Consider the following 20,877-nt stretch of genomic DNA (forward strand, 5'->3'; position numbering starts at 1 on the left):
TCATGTCCCTCGGTTTTTATTCAAACTTCTTCAACATTATCGTTGCGTTGTGACCGCCGAAGCCGAATGAATTCGACATGGCGATGCGAACGTCTGCCTTGCGCGCTTCATTCGGCACAACATCGAGGTCACACTCCGGATCCTGCTGATCCACATTAATGGTCGGGGCAATCACGCCATGGTGCAGCGTAAGAGCGGAAATGACTGCCTCCACGCCGCCGGCCGCGCCAAGCAAGTGTCCTGTCATCGATTTCGTCGAGCTGACAGCAATCTTGTAGGCATGGTCCCCCAATGCTTTTTTCAGTGCGATTGTCTCGGATTTGTCCCCAACCGGTGTAGACGTGCCATGCGCATTGACGTAATCAATGGCGGTCGGCTCCACGCCTGCATCGCGAATCGCTTTGGTCATGCATCGCGCGGCACCGTCCGGATCCGGGTCAGTCATATGGTAAGCGTCGCCGCTCATGCCGTAGCCAATCACTTCGGCGTAGATCCGGGCGCCCCTCTTCTGAGCATGTTCCAGCGATTCTAGTACGAGTATGCCCGACCCTTCACCCATCACAAACCCGTCTCTATCGAGATCGAACGGCCGGCTTGCTTTTTCCGGCTCATCGTTGCGAGTCGACATCGCCCGCAAGGCGCAAAATCCGCCCATACCGGTCGGAGTAATAGTCGCTTCGGCGCCTCCGCAAATCATCACATCTGCATCTCCGCGCTGAATCAATTTATACGAATCGCCAATGGAATGGGTTCCGGTCGCACAAGCGGTTACCGCCGTGCTGTTCGGGCCTTTGGCTCCTGTTTTCATTGAGATTTGTCCGCTCGCCATGTTGGCAATCATCATCGGGATGAAGAATGGGCTAATGCGCTTCGGCCCCTTTTCCAGCAAAATCCGATGCTGTTCCTCCCATGTGGCAAGCCCGCCAATGCCGCTTCCGACGTAGACGCCCACCCGCTCGGCATCCGTCTGTTCGCGAACATTCAAATTTGCGTCCTTCAGCGCCATATCGCTGGCAGCCAGCGCCAACTGAACGAAACGGTCCATTTTTCGCGCTTCCCGCTTATCCATGTAATCCTCTGGGTTAAAGTCATGGATCGCAGCAGCGATCTTGGTCGGATAATCGCTCGTATCGAAGGACTCGATGCGGCTGACTCCTGACTTCCCTTCTATCAGATGCTTCCAAAAAGTATCGATATCTTTTCCTAACGAGGTGATTACGCCCATCCCCGTCACTACGACTCTCTGCATCATGCGTATCACTCCAATGCCGCATTGTATCAATCATCTATCGTTGCATATCTATAAAAATCATCTGTATAAGCCCAAGGCGAGCGGAACCGGCAACATACATAAAATGAGGAACAGTCCCGTTATACAGATAACGGGACTATGAAACTTAGGTATGGGATTGTATGTAATTCACAACTTCGCCAACCGTCGTTATTTTTTCTGCATCCTCATCGGAGATTTCCATATCAAATTCATCTTCAAGCTCCATGACGAGCTCAACAACGTCCAGCGAATCTGCGCCAAGATCGTCCTTGAAGGAAGCTTCCAGCGTTACTTCGGACTCTTCCACGCCAAGGCGGTCTACGACGATCCGCTTCACGCGCTCCAGTACATCTGCCATTTCCGGTTCACCTCCTCCATGGTATTATACGAAAAACTTTCTCAAATTACCATACTTCCTTGGACAAGGATTTTGTCAGTCTCAGAAGCATGTTGGCCAAGCCATTTCAAGCTTTACGGCATGACCATGCCGCCATCCACGTGAATCGTTTGCCCCGTCATATACGAAGCTCCCTCTCCAGCAAGGAAGGCAACAACCCGGGCAATATCCTCCGGCTTGCCCAGCTTGGCGAGCGGAATTTGCGCGAGCATGGCCGACTTCATCTCGTCTGTCAGCTTGTCGGTCATATCCGTCTCGATAAAGCCCGGCGCTACGCAATTGACCGTGATTCCCCTGGACGCAAGTTCACGCGCTGCCGATTTGGTCAGGCCGATGACGCCGGCTTTGGCCGCCACATAATTCGCTTGTCCCGCATTGCCCAGCACGCCGACAACGGAAGAAATATTGATGATGGTGCCGGAGCGCTGCTTCATCATCGGCCGGGTTACAGCCTTCAGGCAGTTGTATACCCCTTTCAGATTCGTTTCGATCACCTGATCGAACTCCTCTTCCTTCATCCGCATAAGCAGGTTATCGCGAGTAATCCCCGCATTGTTCACAAGAATATCCAGCTTGCCGAACGAATCCAAGGCGGTTTTCACCAGCTCTTCGGCTTCAGCGGATTTGCCGACGTCAGCCTTAGCCAGCACAGCCTTGCGGCCAAGTGCTTCCACAGCTTTCGCCGTCTCGGCAGCCGCCGCTTCGCTGCCCGCATAATTGATCACGACATCCGCGCCTGCCTCAGCCAGAGCGATTGCGATAGCTCTGCCGATGCCTCTTGACGCGCCTGTCACCAGTGCGGATTTCCCCTTAAGCATATGCACCCTCCTCCAGACAAGCTTGCAACGCTTCGTATGAATGAACAGAGACGATGTTGGCCTGGCGGTCAATCTTCTTGATCAGTCCCGCCAATACCGTACCTGTTCCGACTTCAATGAACGTATCCACGCCCTTATCCAGCAACACTCTCACACTGTCCTCCCAAAGCACGGGAGCCACGACCTGCTTGACAAGCAGCTGGCGAATTTCTTCGGCAGCCTGCACCGGCTGTGCGGTTACGTTGGCAATCAGCGGCACAGACGGCGCCTGTACATTCACGGACGTCAGAACCTCACGCAGCCCGTCTGCCGCAGGCTGCATAAGCGAGGAATGGAACGGTCCGCTCACCTCGAGCGGAATGACCCGCTTTGCCCCTGCAGCTTTGCCGTTTTCGACCACAGCCTGCACACCGGCTGCGCTGCCGGAAACAACGATCTGTCCAGGGCAATTGACATTGGCCAATTCCACCAATCCCGTTTCCTCGCTGATGCGCGCGCACAGCTCCTGCAGCGCTTCCCGCTCTGCGCCGAGGACTGCAGCCATTGCACCTTGTCCGGCCGGGACGGCGCGGTCCATCAGACGGCCGCGCTCGAATACTGTTTTCAGCCCGTCCTCAAAGCTCAGGGCGTCAGCAGCAACGAGCGCACTGTACTCTCCTAGGCTGTGTCCGGCTACATAGTCCGGTTTAAGACCTTTGTCCGCCAGCGCCCGAAACAATATGGCGCTAACGGCCAGCAAAGCAGGCTGCGTATGGTAAGTCAGCCTCAGCTTATCCTCCGGACCCTCGAACATGATCGAGGTCAGATCGAAGCCCAGCGTATCATTGATCTTGGCGAACATCTCCCGGCTTTCCGGCAGATGCTCGTACAAATCCTTGCCCATGCCGACCGTTTGTGCTCCTTGTCCCGGGAACACGCATGCTACTTTTCCCATTGCCTTCTCCTCTCCCCGCTTCCTCGTTCACCTGTCGTTGTTCCTACCAAACAAGCGCAGCCGCTCCCCAGGTCAATCCTCCGCCGAAGCCGACCAGCACCAGCACATCGCCTTCATTCACCCGGCCCTCTTCGACTGCCTCTGCCAAGGCGATCGGGATCGAAGCTGCGGATACGTTGCCGTATTTATCCACATTCACGACGCACTTGTCTTCCGGCAAGTCCAGCCGCTCCAATGCGGATTGGATGATGCGAATGTTCGCTTGATGAGGAACGAGCAGATCGATATCTTCTTTGGCGAGACCAGCTTTTCGCAGCGCTTCTTCCGCTGCGGTTCCCATAATGCGCACTGCAAATTTAAATACATCCCTGCCTGCCATGTAGATATAATGAAGCTTCTCATCAATCGTATCTGGCGATACCGGATGGCGGGAGCCGCCGCCGCTAATTCTGAGCAGCTCCCCGCCGCTGCCGTCGGCGCCAAGCTCGAAGGAACGAAAGCCTCTGCCCTCCGGCACTTCGCCGATGACGACTGCGCCTGCGCCGTCGCCAAATAAAATGCATGTATTGCGGTCCGTATAATCTGTAATCTTGGATAAGCACTCCGCTCCGACCACCAGCGCATGTCGGTACATCCCGGTCGCAATCAACGAGGATGCATTGGCCAGTCCGTAGATAAACCCGGAGCAAGCCGCCGACAAGTCAAAGGCCGCGGCCTTCTTCGCGCCGAGCTTCTCTTGCAGGATGCAGGCTGTCGACGGAAAGGCCATATCCGGCGTGATCGTCGCCACAACAATCAAATCAATATCCTCTGCCGCCACATTCGCAGCTGCCAGCGCCTTCAAAGACGCTTCATAGGCGAGATCGGAGGAAGCCTGCGCTTCGCTTGCAATTCTTCGCTCCTTGATTCCTGTACGGGTCGTGATCCACTCATCGTTCGTCTCGACCATCTGTTCCAACTGCTGATTAGTCAGTACCCGGTCCGGTACATACTTGCCCGTCCCCAAAATCCCTACCGGACGTCCATTCATTCTGCCTCACTCACTTCCCGCTTATTTCCTTCGACAGACGGGGAACCAGCTCCGACTGGATGGTCAGTCTCGCCTGTCTGACTGCATTCTTGATCGCATGGGCATCGGAAGAGCCATGTCCCTTGATGCATACACCGGCTACGCCCAGCAGCGGAGCGCCGCCATGCTCGGTATAGTCCAGCTTTTTTTTGAATTCCCGCAATCCCGGGGCTAATACGGCGGCCGCCAGCTTCGAAACCGCCGTTCGGGTAAATGCCGATTTCAGCGCGCCAAATACCGCCCCTGCGGTTCCTTCCATCGCTTTCAACAAGATGTTTCCGGCGAAGCCGTCACAGATTAACACGTCACATGCGCCATCCATCACATCCCGCGCCTCTACATTTCCAACGAAGCGAATGGGCAGCTCTTCAAGCAGCGGGTACGCTTCCTTGGTCAGCTCATTTCCTTTCCCCGCCTCTGTGCCGACGTTCAGCAGCCCGACCCGAGGCGAATCCAGGCCTTCCAAGCTTTTGCGGTACAGACTGCCCATGCGGGCGTATTGCAGCAGGTGCTCAGGGCTCGCGTCCATGTTCGCTCCCAGATCGAGGGCCAGCACGCCCTTGCCGTCCAAAGTAGGCAGCATTGTTGCCAGTCCCGGACGGTCGATGCCCGGAATTCGTCCCAGGACGAGCAATCCGGTTGTCATCAGCGCCCCCGTATTGCCCGCAGAGATCATGGCCTCTGCCCCGCCTTCCTTGACCAGCCTGCCTGCCACAACCATCGAGGAATCTTTCTTTCTTCGGACTGCTTTCACCGGTTCATCTTCCGGACCAATCACTTCTGAAGCGTGGAGAATCTCCACATTAGAGGGGGCGCCGCCTGCAAGCGGGGCAAGCTGGCGTTCGTCTCCGACCAGAATGATCCGGGTATCCGGCCATTCCTTCGCTGCTCTGAGCGCGCCCTCTACATTGCTGTGAGGAGCATGATCGCCGCCCATCGCGTCAATGGCGATTCGCACTGCCGTCTCCTCCTTTTTCCACATTCGGTGTCCTGTATACTGCGAAGTTTCCTTGAAAGACCAGTTCTTCTCCCACATACGTAAACACTTCGACTTTAGCCTTCCCATTTTCTCCTGAAATGGAACGTACGTAGGCTTTGGCCACGCATTTTTCACCCAGCTTGACCGAACGAATAAATCGAATATCCGCAGACGCGGTGAGCGCCACCTCTTCATTGATGACTGCAACAGCCAGCGAGTTTGCTTGGGCAAAAATGTGATGTCCTCGCGCAATCGACGTGCGTGAAAAGACATGCTCCTCGCGAATCTCAAACAAGGAGATGCCGCTCTTGTCCAGCTGCAGATCGATCACGTCGCCAATGACTTCGTGCAAAGGCAGTGACCGGACCTGATCGTAGGAGTGTTCGGCCATCAATTTGATACGTTCCCGTAGCTCCGGGATGCCAAGCTCCATGCGATCCAGCCTCACCGTCTGTATGCTAACGCCAAACATGCGGGTCAATTCCTCATCGGTTGCAAACGGATTTTCATTTAGCGCCTTGGCCAGCTGCTGCTGACGCTGGCGCTTTGGCAAACGTTCTATAGCAGACCCACCACCTTTACTTCCAGCGTATTCCGATCTTCCTTCGATTATTACCAGGTACTATGATGTAGTATATAGAATAAAAGTAAAAAAGAAAAGAGACAAAATGCTTTGTCCCCCAAAAGTGAAGAATCGCTCCGAAGACATGTCCGATTACTTTTGCGGGGCCCCGGCACGGTTCCCCACGAAAGTGAAGCAATCCCCGGAAACTTACTTCGATTACTTCCGTATAAAAAAAACGCTCCATCGCTGTCGATAGAACGCTTTTTTCTCCATTCGCATCATTATTGCTGCACGATTTCTCTGCCTTTGTACGTTCCGCACACACGGCACACATGATGCGCAAGCTTCAGCTCACCGCATTGCTCGCACTTCACCATACCCGGCACTTCCAATTTGAAATGCGTACGACGCTTGTCGCGACGGGTTTTGGATGTTCGTCTTTGTGGTACTGCCATGATTCCCCACCTCCTTAACCGAATACCAGGTTGAGCGCTTATTTATCCCGAAAGTGCAGTACTCCCGGGTTCGCGTATTCATTCCTTGAAAAAATCCTGCAAGGCCGCAAGACGCGGATCAATCCTGTCCTGCGAGCAGCCGCAGTCGCGTTCGTTCCTGTTCGTTCCGCATACCTGGCACAAGCCTTGGCAATCCTCACGGCAAACATATACGAACGGGAGCGCCAACCAAAACGCCTCTTCCACGTAGGGGCGCAGATCAATCTGGTCCGACTCCAATTCGTGGATGTCCTCGTCCTCCTCGGAAGCCTCCGATTCGCTAGTTGGCTGACGAAAACGTTCCAATATCGGAAAACGCAGCTCAGACTTGTACGTATCCAAGCACCTCGAGCACTGTACTTCCAGCTCTGCTGCACCTTCCCCTTCCACAGTCGCTATCCCCTGGCTGCCAGAAGCTTGCAGCTTCACTTGCAGCGGACTGACTTGGAGGATTTCTTGCCTCATCTTGCTGGCATCTTTCAATTCAAGCTGGGCATCAATCTCGACCGGCTTGTTCACGCGAAGCAGATCGCGCATCTGGATGATCCAAGTCATCGCTATTCACTCCAAACAAACAAAAATAATTATATCGATTGTCATCATCATTTGTCAACCAATTTTCCTTCACAGGCGGCAAAGCACTGCCCGGTCACCGTACAATCCTGGCTTCCCCGCGTACAATCGAGCCGTTTGCCGAAAGTGCGAATCGGTTCTATTCGTGGTATATTCTAGAGAAAGCAGTCCGGAATTCGCTTTCATTTCACTTTCGGGAAAGAAGGATGGTCATGAAAACAGCAGGCATCATTGTCGAATACAATCCGCTTCACAACGGACATGTTTATCATTACCGGCGGACGAAAGATGTAACCGGAGCTGAATGCGTTGTAGCTGTCATGAGCGGAAATTTCCTGCAGCGCGGCGAGCCTGCTCTGGTCAACAAATGGGCACGGGCAGAGATGGCGCTCGAGATGGGAGCCGACCTTGTCATCGAGCTGCCCGTTCTGTATGCTTCCCAGCCCGCCGAATGGTTCGCTTACGGCGCCGTCTCCGCCCTTCACGCGACAGGAGTCGTGGATGTCCTGTGCTTCGGCAGCGAAAGCGGAGATATTGGCTGGCTGCAGCAGTTGGCCAGCCTGGTGAGCTCAGAGCCAGCCACGCTGGGAAGCTTGATTCGGGCGAAGCTGCAGACAGGCATTCCTTTTCCTGCCGCTTACGCAGCCGCCGTCGCCGAATTTGCCGCCCAGTCGGGACTTGTCATCCCCGAGGGAGAACTGGGCAAGCCCAACAATACACTGGGATTGCATTACTTGATAGCCCTGCACCGAATCGGCAGCCCCATACAGCCCTATACCGTCACCCGCACGAAAGCCGATTACCGGGAACAGACCCCCTCACATGAATCGATCGCCAGCGCTACCGCCATTCGGCGCTTATGGCTGGAGCAGGGCGATATAGAAGCCATTCGGCCTTACGTCCCCGGCTATACTTATGCCATCTTAAAGCGTGAGCAGAGTCTGGGCAGGGCACCGCTCGATTGGGAACGGTACTATACTCCGCTGCTCGCAAGGCTGGCTGTCACGCCCCCGGTGCAGCTGCAAGCGCTCGCCGAGGTCAGTGAAGGGCTTGAGCACCGCATTCGCGATCTGCTTTTCATGCAGCCCCCTTGCGAAAGCTTCGAGCAGCTGATCAGCGGATTGAAAACCAAGCGATATACGCGAACCAAACTGCAGCGTACGCTGCTGCGCATATTGTTGAATCACCCCGGCTCTATCTTTTCGCGCGAGCAGCTGGCTGCCGGCGTCCCATACTTGCGTGTGCTTGGCTTCTCCGAAGCGGGGCGCAGGCTATTGAAACGGATGAAGCAGACGGCTGCTGTGCCGGTATTCACAAGGGTAAGCAAATCATCTTCTCGCCAGCTCGATCTTGATCTGCGTGCGTCGTATGTGTATGCGCTAGGCTACCCGCAATGTTCGCCCGAAGAGTGGCAGCGGGACATTCGGCAGGCTCCGCTGCGGCAGCCATCCATTCAGCCATAGCCGGAGTTCCGGCTACCGGTCCTGCTCGTGCTTGGGCGGCAACCGATCCAAATAGGCCAAGACCTCGTCCATGGTAGAAACCGGGACCACTTCCATTGTTGTGCCGAGCTCAGCCGCTGCCGCCCTCGCTTCGTCACCATTTTCCACCGGACAGAAAAACAAATCCGCCTTCTCCCTGTCAGCCGCTATGACTTTATGGCGAACCCCGCCGATTCTACCCACTTCGCCGTTCCCGTTAATTTCTCCGGTTCCGGCGATCCGGTAGCCCTTGGTTACATCCTCCGGGACCAACTGATTGTATATTTCCATGGCGAACATCAAGCCCGCCGAAGGCCCTCCAATGCTGCCTGCCTCTATCGTAACCTTCTTCCCGGGGTCGACGGGCACAACTTCCATGACATTGCCCATCGTCACGCCTATTCCGGGACGGGAATTGCTCATGTCCCCGTCTAACTCAACGAGCGTGATCGGAACATCGTGCACTTCGTTATTCCGCTTATACGTGATCGTGACCGCATCCCCCACCTTCTGCCGCTGAATCAGCTCTGCTACTGTTTGCGTATCAGCAGCTTTCTCGCCGTTCACTTCCAGCAATATGTCTCCTGCGGCAAGCGCCTTCTCCGCCGGAAACCCTTTTTGCACGCCCAGCACGATCACCTGCTCGGTACGGAGTTCAAATTCGATGTCCGCGCTTTGATATGCCGCAAGCGCAGCCATGCTCTGGGAGTTCATCATATTGTAGCCTTGGCGTTCGCGGTACTCCTCATGCGTCTCGCCTTCCCGGTAAATTTCTCTCTCCAGGAATATTTGCGCATGCTTGTTAAACCATTTCACATACCAATACGTTGCCATATTCGTATTCGACAATACGTTTACCGTCGTCAGCATAAACGATCCGGCTTCATCCAGGTATGCATCCTCCATATGAATCATGGGACGAACCTCTTCTGCGCTTCCCGGCCTATAAATAATGTAAGGCGACGGCCAATACGCATATACCGTGATGGAGACTACAAGGACGGCAAGCAGCCCATAGCGCAGCCACTTCATTAATAAGCGTTTCTTGGTCATAATCGAACAACCCTCCGCGTAAACATGTACAACCAGCCGCTCTGCAAGGAGGTACTTGGCCAATGTTCTTCAATCGTAAAGCAATTGCCGTCTGGGTGCCTGCTCTGTTGGCTGTCTTGAGCACTGCTGTATTTCTGTCCAATCCGGAGCAGGTATTTCAAGCTGCTTCAACTGGCGTCGAAATTTGGTGGAAAGTCGTTTTTCCCGCGCTGATGCCTTATTTTATGCTTACTGAGCTGCTGTTAGCCTCAGGGTTGCTTCACTTCTGCGGGCGATTGGCCACTCCAATAACCGGGCCATTGCTTGGGCTGCCCGGATCAGCGCTGTGGGCGCTATTTTCCGGCTGGATCGGCGGATATCCCGCCGGAGCCAAAGCGACAGCTGTTCTGTCACAGCAGGGCATCATCCAAAAGCAGCAAAGCGAGCGCTTGCTTGCCTTGTCTCACGCCGCAGCACCCGCGTTGATCGCGACCGTTATCGCTGTCGGATTTTTTCGCATGCCTCAGTTAGCGTTGCCGCTTCTGCTCATTCACTGGGGATCGCTGCTGGCAATGGCTGTTCTGCTTGCATGGCTTGTCCCTCAACCGAGACAAGCCGTACCTGAATCGAGTGAATCGCTTTGGAAGCAGGCCCGCCTTGATATGCAGCGGGCACGCCAAGAGGACGGACGGTCGCTGGGCCAATTGCTTGGAGACACGGTCAAGCATGCGATTGAGCAGCTGTTTGCGATTGGCGGCATCCTCATCTTCTGTTCCGTCGCTGCAGCCATGCTTCGGCAGCTTTTGCCCCCTCTGCACACGGCTGCGGGAGAAGCTTGGATTAGCGCGCTGCTGGAAGTTCATCTGGGCGCCCGGCAACTGGCGGATATGCCGCAGCAGGAAGTGAAGCTGACGATGGCAGCCATCGGAGCACTGCTGGGCTTCAGCGGTTTGTCCATGCTGTTGCAAGTGCGGGCGTTGGTTGCCAGGACCGGCATCCGCTTTCGCATTTTCTTCTACTCGCGCCTTATGCACGCAGCACTGGCTTTTGGATTGACGCTCGTCATCTGGGAACCGCTTTTGCGCTTCCTTCAGCGAACAGCCATACCCGCACTGGCATCAGGCTGGCCAGTCTCGGCGCAAGGCGGCCAAGACATGGAAAGTCTCTATGTATGGGCTGTCGCAGCCCCGGCCTTATCGGCAGCTCTGTTCGGGACTGTTGTCGCATGCAGCGCATTGCTGCTGGGCGTGAAGCGGGCCGGACATCGTCTTGCTCATCTATTCCGCCGATTCTAGAGATGAGCTGGACGACAGCTTGCGCCTAAGCTCCTTTTCCACAACATCGGGGACCAAATCTGAGACTTGCCCTTGAAAACGCGCGATTTCTTTCACGATGCTGGAGCTCAAATAAGAGTATTTCGGATTCGTCATCATGAAGAAGGTTTCGATTGTGTCATCCAGCTTTTGATTGGTGGACGCCATCTGCAGTTCGTATTCGAAATCCGAGACCGCGCGCAGGCCGCGGACAATGATATGGGCATCCTTGCTCCGCATATAGTTGATCAACAGCTCATTGAAGCTGTCGACCTCGACATTCGGCATGTCCAAGGTAACCTGATACAGCAGCTCTTTGCGTTCCTGTACAGAGAACAAAGGATTTTTCTTCTCATTATTCAGCACTGCAACGATGACCCAGTCAAACTGCTTGGCAGCCCGCTGAATGATGTCCAAATGCCCGAATGTGACAGGATCAAAGCTTCCGGGGTATACGGCAACCCGTTCTTTGCGGCTCATTGTACTCCATCTCCCTGCATGTTGTATATAGTAATCGCAATGTCGCCATAAATCGCCTGCCTGATGCAGTGCAGGTCTTCCAATTGCTCGGGATATACAGTCTGGGCATCATGCTCAATGACTGCGGTCGCCCCTTTTGCCAGCAATCCGAGCTCCAGCATCCGAGTCAGCCAATCATGCATATCCTTCATCTTATAGGGAGGGTCCAAAAAAATCAGATCAAATTGGCGTTCCCGCTTCGCCAATGCCCGGATTGCCCGGGACGCTTCGTTGCGGTAAATCTCGCATTGCTCGGCGAATCCGGCATGGCGCGCATTCTCTTTTATGACAGAGACGCTCCGATGGTCGGCATCGACGAAAACCGCCTCATCCATCCCTCTGCTCAAAGCTTCAAGCCCCAACCCGCCGGTTCCGGCGAATAAATCAAGCACTCGTCCGCCTTCGAAATAGGGTCCGATTATGCTGAATAACGCTTCCTTCACCTTATCCGTGGTTGGTCGTGTTCCGCTGCCGGGCACAGCCTTCAACGGCCGTCCCTTCGCGCTTCCCGCAATGATTCGCACTGTCTCATCCTCACCTGTTCCTTGTTGTCATCCGCTGTATGCGTATATCCTACCACATTTTCGACCGACAAGAAAAAAAATATTGGTTCGCTGTATAGAATCTGGCTGTACCGGACATTATAGGAGTAGCGGCATGAAAGTGCCGCGGACAACCGCGGAGAAGACTTACGTTTCCCCATAAGCTCTTCATCCGGTTTCTCCTCTCCCATGAAGGGGGCTGCGCAAGTGGCCCCCGAATTATGCATACCGCCCAGCCTTGTGCTGCGCGGTTTTTTTTCGTTCCGGCACAGGCTCCGGCCAATCAAAAAAAAAGGTGAACAAGCCTTTGAAAGCTTCTCCACCGTCCGCACATACTCCTTTTTCTGATAGCCCATTAACCGTTCTTCAGCTTGCGCCATTGCGCCAGGTTCCCGATAATCCCGATAAAGCCTGTCACCGCAAAAACGATGGGGAGGATGGGAACAGATTCGAAAGGGATTTCCGTTACAAGCCGGAACAGGCCGTAAACGCATACTATAAAACTGCCCGCAACTGCTAGTATCACTCTAGTTTTCGGCTGCATTTCATCCCGCTCCTTTTTGGAAATTATCCCCCTCCCATTCCATCCTGCACATGCGCAACAAGCGGCGGGGCCGTTAGCCTGCCGTTCGTCACTCTAACGGAACTGAGGAGCGCTACTAGCCCGTTTTCCGCCCATCTTCTACTCTAACGGAACTCACGGTCCTTCATACAGCGGATTCATAGGCAATCCACTACAAAACCATCAAATAAGGTCTACCAACTTACCGTCGAATGCCCTTATACCTGATTGCCACCCGTTCAAGCTCCCGCACCACCTCGATAGAGATGCGGCGGGAGCCGAGCGGAGCATGGAACACTTCGCCGTTCCGATATCCGTGGAAGTCCGATCCCGCGGTCACCAGCACCTTGCTCCGCTCCGCCATATCGCGGTAATGCTGCTCCTGTCTGTCATCGTGGTCGGCATGAGCAGCCTCAATGCCGTCGGCGCCGTGATGGGTCAGTTGCTCCACCAATTCATCGGCATCGTATAAGCCGGGATGCGCAATGACTGCAGCACCGCCGGATTCGTGGATGAAATCAATGGCAGCAAATGGCGAGATTCGATCTACTTGCACATAGGCAGCTCCGTCCTTGCCCAAATACTTGTCGAAGGCCTCGCGAATATCGGCACAATACCCGTGCTGAACAAGCCACTCCGCAAAATGCGGCCGTCCTACCGACCCCGTTGCTCCGTTCGCCCTCGCCAGCCGTTCGACATCAGCCAGCGTGACCGGCATGTCTAGTTGGCGCAAACGTTCCGCCAGCCGTTCGTTGCGCTTGGCCCGTACATCGCGCAAATCAGCAAGACGAGATTGAACTCCCGCATCCTCCCATTCGAGAAAATAGCCCAAGATGTGTATATCCTGACCCTGCCATGCCGTACTAATCTCTACACCGGGCACCACTTCGATGCCAACCTGCCTCCCCGCTTTGAGCGCTTCGGACAAACCGCCAAACGTGTCGTGATCCGTAATCGCAAGCGCCGCTAATCCCGCTTCAGCAGCCAGCTTTACATTTTCTCCCGGCGTGCAGGTCCCGTCCGATGCGGTCGTATGCGTATGCAAATCGACAAATGCGCTAGGCATAAGCTCATTCCCTTCTTGGTATTTAAGCGTTGAGATGCCGGTTACAGCCACTGGCTGATGTCCCGCTCACGCAGGAAAGACAGGAACGTAACCGCTGAAATCGGCAGCAGAGTGGAAGCCAGGTAGATCGAATAAAACTCTCGTGTGAAAGTAAAGCCTTCAATCGACCGCACATGAAGCAAACCGAGTGTGACTTCGTGCTTCACCGATGATGCGGAAATAACCGACAGGCCCAGCCCCGATTCCACGGCGGATTTGATCGCGCCGGTGCTGCCCAGCTCCATGGCAATCTTCAGAGCGCCGGGGTCCACACCTTTACGCAGCATTTCCTGCTCCATGACGAGCCGGGTTCCCGATCCTTTCTCGCGGAGAACGAACGGATATGCCAGGGCGTCCTCCATTCGGATCTGCTCTTGCTCAAGCAGCGGATGGCCTGCAGGCAAAATCAGCTTCAATTCATCATTCAACACGGCGTCTGTCACTACATCCGGGTGTTGAATCGGGGCCTCTACAATGCCGAAGGTGAGCTGATGGTTTTGAATTTCTTCAAGAATCTGCGATGTGTTGATGACCTTCATGCTTACGGTAATGTTCGGGTATTCTTTGGCAAACGGGCCGAGAATGCGCGGCAAGATATATTCCCCGAAGGTCAGACTTGCCCCCATTTGCAAGCGCCCTTGCAGCATATGCGTATACCTCGACATCGCCATATCGGTTTCTTTCATGAAGTCAATGCTTCGCCGAGCAAAGGGCAGCAAAGTCTTGCCGGCTTCTGACAGCTCCACCTTTTTCGTTGACCTGTGGAACAGCTTCGTCCCGAAATAATCCTCCAGTGCCTGGATCTGCATCGTTACCGCAGGCTGCGTCATATGCAGGGAATGCGCTGCGGCGGAGAAGCTGCCTCTCATGGCAACCGTATAAAAAATATGAAGCTGATGAAAATTGAGGGCCAATGCAACCGTCCACCTTTCGTATAGTGCGCTTCGCGTTGCTTCTATTGTAACGGAAACGGCATCAAAATGCCCGTTATTCGTGAGCCAATTTATTCGCAAGCCATGTCCCGTGTGGAGGCACACCTATATGGTGCCCGGCAGCCGCAACGGGAAACGCTCCCGGAAGCTGTAATCATAAAAAAACATGCGTCCCGCGCGGAACGCATGCTCGAATCCCTGCTTTCTATTTATCCTGCGCAGCCCGCTATCTTCGCTTGCGGCTGTTCTTCATCAAGGTCATTCTTCTGGAATGCCGCAGCCATGAGTAGTAGGACTTTAGATCGCGCAATTCGATCGTTTCCGACATTCGTCCAAGGAAGGTGACGACAATCATCTTGTGCAGCGGATTTCCGGCGATGTCTGTTTCGCCTTCAATGGTGGAGAATTCCGCCACCATAACGAGATCCTCGTCGATTAAGTATACGTCCTGCTCATTACGGTAATAGGGTTCAACGTGGCCTTTTTTTAATTTTTCCCACAGAAATGCGCAAATATCCTCGAATCCCGTCTTTTCACTCTCAACCCGGTCTTTCCAGCGCATTTTGGCATGGTTCGTAATCACCACATCTGCTACTTTTTTGTCTCCCAATTCGACAAAAAACGGCTCATACGTGCTCCAGCGCTGCATGATCTTATCTCTCATTTTCCACACCCCATTCCCATTAATAGTAGGACGAACTTGACTGTGGGTCTTTGAGACTATGACGTTACTCATATTTTAACGGATTCTCGACAAGAATCCAACTACATCGCAACAATTTCATAAAAATTTCGACCACTGTTTGAATTTCATCCCTACAAAGAGTAAAATCTGGTCTTGTCCGGCATATTACTATTGTATTCAGTCTTGATTTCATTTCTGTAGGAGCGCTCTATTTTTCTCACCCAATGCAACCGTTGCAGCTGTTTCATCGTTTCTTCTTCTTTATTGGCATGTATATAAAGCACAGCGTAGTGCATCTTGCGTGAGATATAATGGACAGAGCCATAGCGATCCAGCTGGTTTTTCGCGGCCTTCACATCGCTAATCCAAACAATTAATCCGATTCTTTCAGAAAACATGTCCATGACACCTCGTTTTCTTGTTACATTAGTATGTTTGTAAAGGAGTAATTATTATGACTTCGTCTCCTCATTCCAAAAATTTCGTTCTTGCCTGGAGAGGCGAGTATGTAGAGAACCGTCACTTCATCCATGGAGCCGTATGCAGCCGCGGAGGAGGCTTGACAGCCTCACTCGGCGACAGCCGGCGGGAGACCTTCATTCGCTCGTCCGCCAAGCCCTTGCAGGCAGCTGCCGTCCTGATTTCGGGCGCGGCTGACCGGTATGGCTTGTCCGCTGCTGAAGTGTCCTTAATCTGCGCTTCGCATAGCGGAGAGCCAGAACATGTGCAAGCGGCCAAATCGCTTATGGAGCGGCTTGGCCTTGAGGAACATCATTTGCATTGCGGCACACATGAACCTTATGCCAAAGCCGCTCGGGAAGCGCTTCGTGCTGCAGGCCAACCACCGACGGTCCTGCATCACAATTGCTCCGGCAAGCATCTTGGCATGCTGGCAATGGCCAAAGCGCTGAGCGTACCGTTAGACGGTTACTGGCTGCCCGAGCATCCTGTCCAGCAGCGAATGCTTGCTGCTGTTTCCGAGCTGAGCGGCGTGCCCGCGGATCTGCTGACGACGGCTACGGACGGTTGCGGCGTGCCGACGTACCGCATGCCGCTGGAGCAGCTTGCCCGGGCATACTTGGCGTGGTGCGCGCCCCAGTCCGCGGCGGACACGCCGCTCGCCGCATCCTGCCGCACGATCTATGACAGCATTGTCCGGCATCCATTCTATCTGGCAGGAAGCGGGCGCTTCGACACGAAGCTGGCGGAAATCACCAGCGGGCGCTGGATCGCCAAGATGGGTGCCGACGGCGTGCTGGCAATGGCCTCCCGAGAGGCGGGATTCGCTGTAGCCCTGAAGTGCGATGACGGCTCGCTGCAAGCGGTATATGCTGCTGGAGTCGAAGTGCTGCTGCAGCTGGAGGAGCTCAGCAGCTCGCAGGCAGCTGCATTAGCCGCCTTTCATAAGCCGAAGCTGTACAATCAAGCCGGGCTGGCAATCGGTCGAATCGAGCCGGATATTTCCTTGCGGCGGTCTTAGCCGCATCTTCCGCTGCAGCCTCCCGCTCCGCAGCCTCCTGTTCCTGTATCCGGCAGGAGCGTATTCGACGGTACCTTGACCGATTCGGATACGCTCCGCGCAATCGTCAGGGAAACTTGATAAAGCAGATCATCCAGGGCCGATTCTGCTTCTTTAAAATAGCGAATGGTTTCAATTTGTTGCATCGCTTCCTGCGATTTCTCTACGCGCTCCAGCCCGGCATGGTAGTCCGGATGAAAATGGCCGAAACGTTCGCAGTCGGCAAAGGCTTCCTTGTCGAGGCGAAACTGGCGAATTGCTTCTTGAGCAATCGGGTCTTGCTCCATGATTTGCTTCCAATATAGGTAACGCTCCATCTCTTGCGAGCCCAAAATCATCTCCGCGAGTTCGGTGCTCTCAATTAAGAGGGCGGTCATATCCAGTACTTGCTGCTCTTGTACGCTCATCTTCCGTTTCATCCCCTCTCATGAACGTAATACCTCATTATTATCATTAATGCCGGGCAAAATCAACTGTATTTCTTCCCAATCTTTCGGAGAAAATTGCTTCATTTCCCGTTCCTGGGGTGCAGCTGCCACCCAGCCTTCCACTTTCCAGCCCGATGTGTCCCCCAACACCCGCTCCGGGTGGAACCTAATGGCATCCCCTTGAATGCGAAGCTGCACGCCCGAGCGATAACGAATGGCGTGCTCTATCATTTGCCGGCCAGTGGAAGGGTGATATGTCCTGAATTCGTGCAGCCAACTGGCAGGTATGGCGCTCATGCGCTCATACAAATCTGGAATGTCAGGAAGCTTCTTGGCCGGCGCCGTGCCTTGCAGGTCTTCAAATCCGGCGGCCCATTGGCGCAGCGGTTCAGCCGCTAGCTTGCCGCCAGGCTCCTCCCGTTTTTGCAACGTGACGTGGAACCCGTTGCCGGATATCAGCTTGATCAGCTCCTTCTGAGACAAATCCCCACGAACTAGCAAAATCCCCTCGCCCGCTGCTTCCACTTTTCCTCGCAGTCGGGACCATTGACGAAGCTGATCAGCCAGGCTGCCGTTACGGCAGCGAATAACCGTACAGGCGCTCACCTCTACTTCCCCATAGCGCCCTTCCCATTCCTCCAGCTGGTGAAGCAAATTGGCGGGGATATCCACGCCCAGTCCACCCACTACATCGATCATGGATTTCCCTTGTTCCTTGCCGCGCAGCACGCTCGACTGGGTAATCTGGTACAGCGCAATCGGCGTCCTGTATCCCGCGAATTCGCTGCAACACAGCATGTCCCAATGAGCTTCGAGCTCGCATCCGAGCGGCAGCATGACCTCGCCTTGCGAGGACAGGCAAGGTTTGTTCATCTCCTCCCCTGCTTGTTCACGGACATCCGCCGATTTCTGAAGCAGAACTCGCCCGTCACGCATTCTGGCGGTCTGCAGCCAGCCGAAGGCTTCCATAGGCTGCAATATAGACTGCTGCAAACTCGCAGCAAACGAAGGCCATGCCAGATCGTCCTGCAAGACGCCCTTTTCACGCATCGATTCAAATAGATGCTGAAGGTCGTACCAGCCAGTCTCAGGCATGTTCAGTATGGCAAATCCCGCGTGCTGCAGCCAGGCTTGCGGCGGCGCATGCCACAGCAGCCACTCTCTGGCCAGCTGCTGGAATTGCCGGACACCTGTTTGAGCCAGAAAGGTGCGCCATGCTTCGGGCTGCAAGGACAGGCTGTCCGCTTCCCACTGCAGAAGCCCGAACCGTGCGGCAGCGTCGATGACAGCCGCAGCGCCAGCGGATAAGCCGCTGTCTGATTCGCTGGTGCTTTGTGATTCGGATTCATCCGGCGAACAATAGCTGCTTGGCACGCTAAGGAGCTGCTCCAGCTTCCTGCACGCCGCTTTGTGCAGATGCCCCTGCTTCCCGCGTGTCAATCCTGCATTCTGGAGAAACCAGCCAAGCAGCAAGATGTCTATGACCAAATTTCCTTGTTCGTCAGTCGCTTGTTCCAGCTCATCCAATTTCCACTCGGCAGCCTGTTCGAATGGCGTGCCGACCACTAGCTCGCTCCATTCCTGGCAAGCTTCCGCCGGGAGGCTGAAGCTCCATTCCCCCCACGCCTTCTGCCAGGCGCACAACAGCCCCTTCTCGCACAGGGCGGCGACTGCTGCTTTCCATTCCGCGATAGGACGGTGTGCCGGCAGCAGCTGCAGGTCGTCCCATTGGAAACGATTAAGACCGAATTCTCGGCATATGGCTTGCAACGCCTCGCGTTCTAGGCTCGTCATTCTGTCATAGCCGCGACGCAGCACTTTTCCGTCCGTCAGACACTCCAGCAGACTGGTGCCAGTCTGCAGTTCTTCCCGGTGGAAAGGATGTGCCGCAATTTGCTCCAAAATCGAGGGCGGAACCTGCTCAAGCCATGCGCTCATTCTCATCCCGATGCTGCCTCCTTCCGCTTCCATACATCCGACTCTTGCAGCCGTTCATAGCAATAGCCCTGCTCCAATAAAAACAGTCTGCGCCGATCCGCATCCTGCTCCTCCCGCGTGTCTGCCGAAACGAGGGAATAGAAATAGGCCTCGCCGCCATTTTGTTTCGGACGAAGCACCCGACCGAGCCGCTGCGCCTCCTCCTGCCGGGAGCCGTAGCTGCCGGAAACTTGTATGGCTACCGCCGCATCGGGCAAATCTACTGCGAAGTTGGCTACCTTGGAAACGATCAGCACCGGAATGTGGCCCTTGCGGAACCGGTCAAACAGCCGCTCCCGCTCCTCCTGGCTCGTCTGACCGGTGATCAGCGGCGCCTGCAGCTTGCCGGACAGCCTGCGCAGCTGCTGCAAATATTGGCCGATCACCAGCACGGGCTTGTCGTGATGGCAGTGGATCAAGGCTGCCGCTACCTCATCCTTGCTTGTATTGTCACCGGCTATGCGAGGCTTTGCTCTTGGCGAGGCTTCCAAGTACCGCAGCTGGTCGCGCTCGCTCAGCTTGACCCGCACTTCCGCACAGCGGACTTCCGCGAGAAAGCCCCGAACTTCCAGAGAGCGCCACGGCAAATCAAATGTTTTGGGACCAACCAGCGAGAAGGCATCCCCTTCGCGTCCGTCCTCCCGAACGAGTGTTGCAGTCAGGCCGAGCCTCCGCGCTGCCTGCAGCTCGGCTGTCGCCCGGAAGACCGGGGCAGGCAGCAGGTGAACCTCATCATAAATAATGAGTCCCCACTTGCGCTGCTGGAACAGCTTCATATGAACGAAGGCGTTCTGATCCCTGCTTCTGTACGTCAGCATATGATAAGTGGCAATCGTTACAGGACGTACTTGCTTTTGCTTGCCCGCGTACTCGCCTATCATATCCGGCGCAAGCGCCGTCTTGTCCAAGATCTCCCGCTTCCACTGCTTGACGCTCGTCGTATTCGTCGTCAAGATCAAAGTAGCGCATTTGCATGTTACCATCGCGCCAAGGCCAACAATCGTTTTGCCAGCCCCGCAAGGCAATACGACAATACCGCTTCCCCCGTGAACCGTGCCCTCCTGATAAAAACGATCGACCGCATGACGCTGATAATCGCGAAGTTGAAATTCGCTCCCCTTCGCCGTTCGCTCTCTGAACTGCACGTTCAGATGTTCGCCGTCCCTGTATCCGGCTTGATCCACAACTGGGTACCCGGCCTGCATGCAGGCGTTTTTGATCATCCCGCGATAAGCGGGAAGCAGATACGCCTGCATTCGATTGTCGTCCGCCTCCAGCCAGTTGTCGCGAACGTCGCGAGCGTGTCGAATGGCTTCCCAGGCATCTTGATCTTCAGCCTTCAGCAGCAGCTTGTCATCAGCTGAAACGAGCCGCACCTTTCCATAGCGGCTCATGACGGCATAGATATCGCGCTGCAATTGCAAAGAAACGGGATAGCGGCTATTGCCTGTGAGCACTTCAATCACTTCTTCCGGTCGAACCCCTGCTGCCGCCGCATTCCACAAGCTGATGGCCGTCATGCGATATGTATGCCAGTCATCGGGGGATTTCACAAGCTCTGCGAATCCGGCAAGCTTGTCACGAATTGCCGCGTACGCCGGATTGCGCGCATCCGCCAGCAAGGTTTGCCCTGTTTGAATCATGAGCGGCTTTGTCATGGTGTCACTCCTTGCCCATTCC

The 20,877-nt window shown here is 54.9% G+C and carries 23 protein-coding genes; 3 read left to right on the forward strand and 20 right to left on the reverse strand.

Features of this window, described 5'->3' with window-relative positions; translation table 11 throughout:
- Positions 1–16: 16 nt before the first annotated feature.
- The 9 genes from fabF to XYCOK13_RS07510 all read right to left on the reverse strand — a co-directional run bounded on the left by fabF (position 17) and on the right by XYCOK13_RS07510 (position 7,084).
- Positions 17–1,252, reverse strand: a complete 1,236-nt coding sequence (gene fabF / locus XYCOK13_RS07470; RefSeq protein WP_213411306.1) for a beta-ketoacyl-ACP synthase II — start codon at positions 1,250–1,252, stop codon at positions 17–19.
- Between the two features lie 145 nt (positions 1,253–1,397).
- Positions 1,398–1,631, reverse strand: a complete 234-nt coding sequence (gene acpP, locus XYCOK13_RS07475) for an acyl carrier protein (protein ID WP_213411307.1) — start codon at positions 1,629–1,631, stop codon at positions 1,398–1,400.
- A 113-nt stretch (positions 1,632–1,744) separates the two neighbouring features.
- Positions 1,745–2,488 (reverse strand): 3-oxoacyl-[acyl-carrier-protein] reductase, encoded by a 744-nt coding sequence (gene fabG, locus XYCOK13_RS07480; RefSeq protein WP_213411308.1) that lies wholly within the window; start codon positions 2,486–2,488, stop codon positions 1,745–1,747.
- Positions 2,481–3,422, reverse strand: a complete 942-nt coding sequence (gene fabD, locus XYCOK13_RS07485) for an ACP S-malonyltransferase (RefSeq protein ID WP_213411310.1) — start codon at positions 3,420–3,422, stop codon at positions 2,481–2,483. Before fabD ends, fabG begins: the two co-directional genes overlap by 8 nt.
- Positions 3,423–3,465: 43 nt before the next feature.
- The gene (locus tag XYCOK13_RS07490; RefSeq protein ID WP_213411312.1) at positions 3,466–4,452 is read right to left on the reverse strand and encodes a beta-ketoacyl-ACP synthase III; all 987 of its coding nucleotides are present in this window, start codon (positions 4,450–4,452) and stop codon (positions 3,466–3,468) included.
- 10 nt (positions 4,453–4,462) lie between these two features.
- Positions 4,463–5,449: a phosphate acyltransferase PlsX gene (gene plsX, locus XYCOK13_RS07495; RefSeq protein ID WP_213411313.1), complete on the reverse strand. Its 987-nt coding sequence runs from the start codon at positions 5,447–5,449 to the stop codon at positions 4,463–4,465.
- Positions 5,433–6,032, reverse strand: a complete 600-nt coding sequence (gene fapR / locus XYCOK13_RS07500; RefSeq protein WP_244865057.1) for a transcription factor FapR — start codon at positions 6,030–6,032, stop codon at positions 5,433–5,435. The genes plsX and fapR overlap by 17 nt, the downstream gene beginning before the upstream one ends.
- A gap of 284 nt (positions 6,033–6,316) precedes the next feature.
- Positions 6,317–6,490, reverse strand: a complete 174-nt coding sequence (gene rpmF, locus XYCOK13_RS07505) for a 50S ribosomal protein L32 (RefSeq protein ID WP_213411315.1) — start codon at positions 6,488–6,490, stop codon at positions 6,317–6,319.
- Between the two features lie 78 nt (positions 6,491–6,568).
- Positions 6,569–7,084, reverse strand: coding sequence for a YceD family protein (locus XYCOK13_RS07510; RefSeq protein WP_213411316.1), 516 nt, complete (start codon positions 7,082–7,084; stop codon positions 6,569–6,571).
- 230 nt (positions 7,085–7,314) lie between these two features.
- Here XYCOK13_RS07510 and XYCOK13_RS07515 point away from each other — a divergent pair, with 230 nt between their 5' ends.
- Positions 7,315–8,565, forward strand: coding sequence for a nucleotidyltransferase (locus tag XYCOK13_RS07515; protein ID WP_213411317.1), 1,251 nt, complete (start codon positions 7,315–7,317; stop codon positions 8,563–8,565).
- 12 nt (positions 8,566–8,577) lie between these two features.
- On the opposite strand, the gene XYCOK13_RS07520 is transcribed toward XYCOK13_RS07515, so the two are convergent.
- Entirely contained in the window at positions 8,578–9,636 is a 1,059-nt protein-coding gene (locus XYCOK13_RS07520; protein ID WP_213411318.1) for a YlbL family protein, read from the reverse strand.
- Positions 9,637–9,698: 62 nt separating this feature from the next.
- Between XYCOK13_RS07520 and XYCOK13_RS07525 the strand changes: the two genes are divergently transcribed.
- Positions 9,699–10,910: a nucleoside recognition domain-containing protein gene (locus XYCOK13_RS07525; protein ID WP_213411319.1), complete on the forward strand. Its 1,212-nt coding sequence runs from the start codon at positions 9,699–9,701 to the stop codon at positions 10,908–10,910.
- On the opposite strand, the gene coaD is transcribed toward XYCOK13_RS07525, so the two are convergent.
- The 7 genes from coaD to XYCOK13_RS07560 all read right to left on the reverse strand — a co-directional run bounded on the left by coaD (position 10,893) and on the right by XYCOK13_RS07560 (position 15,671).
- Complete coding sequence (gene coaD, locus XYCOK13_RS07530; RefSeq protein WP_213411320.1) at positions 10,893–11,408, reverse strand: pantetheine-phosphate adenylyltransferase; 516 nt, start codon at positions 11,406–11,408, stop codon at positions 10,893–10,895. The two genes, XYCOK13_RS07525 and coaD, sit on opposite strands and share 18 nt — an antisense overlap.
- A complete protein-coding gene (gene rsmD / locus XYCOK13_RS07535; RefSeq protein WP_213411322.1) occupies positions 11,405–11,971 on the reverse strand; it encodes a 16S rRNA (guanine(966)-N(2))-methyltransferase RsmD in 567 nt (188 codons plus the stop codon). The genes coaD and rsmD overlap by 4 nt, the downstream gene beginning before the upstream one ends.
- A 373-nt stretch (positions 11,972–12,344) precedes the next feature.
- On the reverse strand, positions 12,345–12,533 hold the full coding sequence (locus XYCOK13_RS07540; RefSeq protein ID WP_213411324.1) for a hypothetical protein: 189 nt from the start codon (positions 12,531–12,533) through the stop codon (positions 12,345–12,347).
- Between the two features lie 220 nt (positions 12,534–12,753).
- Positions 12,754–13,617, reverse strand: coding sequence for a PHP domain-containing protein (locus XYCOK13_RS07545; RefSeq protein WP_213411325.1), 864 nt, complete (start codon positions 13,615–13,617; stop codon positions 12,754–12,756).
- 41 nt (positions 13,618–13,658) lie between these two features.
- Positions 13,659–14,570: a LysR substrate-binding domain-containing protein gene (locus XYCOK13_RS07550; protein ID WP_213411327.1), complete on the reverse strand. Its 912-nt coding sequence runs from the start codon at positions 14,568–14,570 to the stop codon at positions 13,659–13,661.
- A 244-nt stretch (positions 14,571–14,814) separates the two neighbouring features.
- Entirely contained in the window at positions 14,815–15,252 is a 438-nt protein-coding gene (locus XYCOK13_RS07555; protein WP_213411329.1) for a hypothetical protein, read from the reverse strand.
- A gap of 152 nt (positions 15,253–15,404) precedes the next feature.
- Positions 15,405–15,671 (reverse strand): YlbG family protein, encoded by a 267-nt coding sequence (locus tag XYCOK13_RS07560; protein ID WP_213411330.1) that lies wholly within the window; start codon positions 15,669–15,671, stop codon positions 15,405–15,407.
- Positions 15,672–15,727: 56 nt separating this feature from the next.
- Here XYCOK13_RS07560 and XYCOK13_RS07565 point away from each other — a divergent pair, with 56 nt between their 5' ends.
- On the forward strand, positions 15,728–16,753 hold the full coding sequence (locus tag XYCOK13_RS07565; protein ID WP_213411332.1) for an asparaginase: 1,026 nt from the start codon (positions 15,728–15,730) through the stop codon (positions 16,751–16,753).
- On the opposite strand, the gene XYCOK13_RS07570 is transcribed toward XYCOK13_RS07565, so the two are convergent.
- The 3 genes from XYCOK13_RS07570 to XYCOK13_RS07580 are packed head-to-tail and all read right to left on the reverse strand — an operon-like array spanning position 16,750 to position 20,855.
- Positions 16,750–17,199 (reverse strand): YlbF/YmcA family competence regulator, encoded by a 450-nt coding sequence (locus XYCOK13_RS07570; protein ID WP_213411333.1) that lies wholly within the window; start codon positions 17,197–17,199, stop codon positions 16,750–16,752. The two genes, XYCOK13_RS07565 and XYCOK13_RS07570, sit on opposite strands and share 4 nt — an antisense overlap.
- Before the next feature lie 18 nt (positions 17,200–17,217).
- Entirely contained in the window at positions 17,218–19,164 is a 1,947-nt protein-coding gene (locus tag XYCOK13_RS07575; RefSeq protein ID WP_213411334.1) for a hypothetical protein, read from the reverse strand.
- Entirely contained in the window at positions 19,161–20,855 is a 1,695-nt protein-coding gene (locus XYCOK13_RS07580; protein ID WP_213411335.1) for a DNA repair helicase XPB, read from the reverse strand. Before XYCOK13_RS07580 ends, XYCOK13_RS07575 begins: the two co-directional genes overlap by 4 nt.
- Positions 20,856–20,877 lie beyond the last annotated feature (22 nt).

It is taken from the genome of Xylanibacillus composti, assembly GCF_018403685.1.
Lineage (GTDB): Bacteria > Bacillota > Bacilli > Paenibacillales > K13 > Xylanibacillus > Xylanibacillus composti.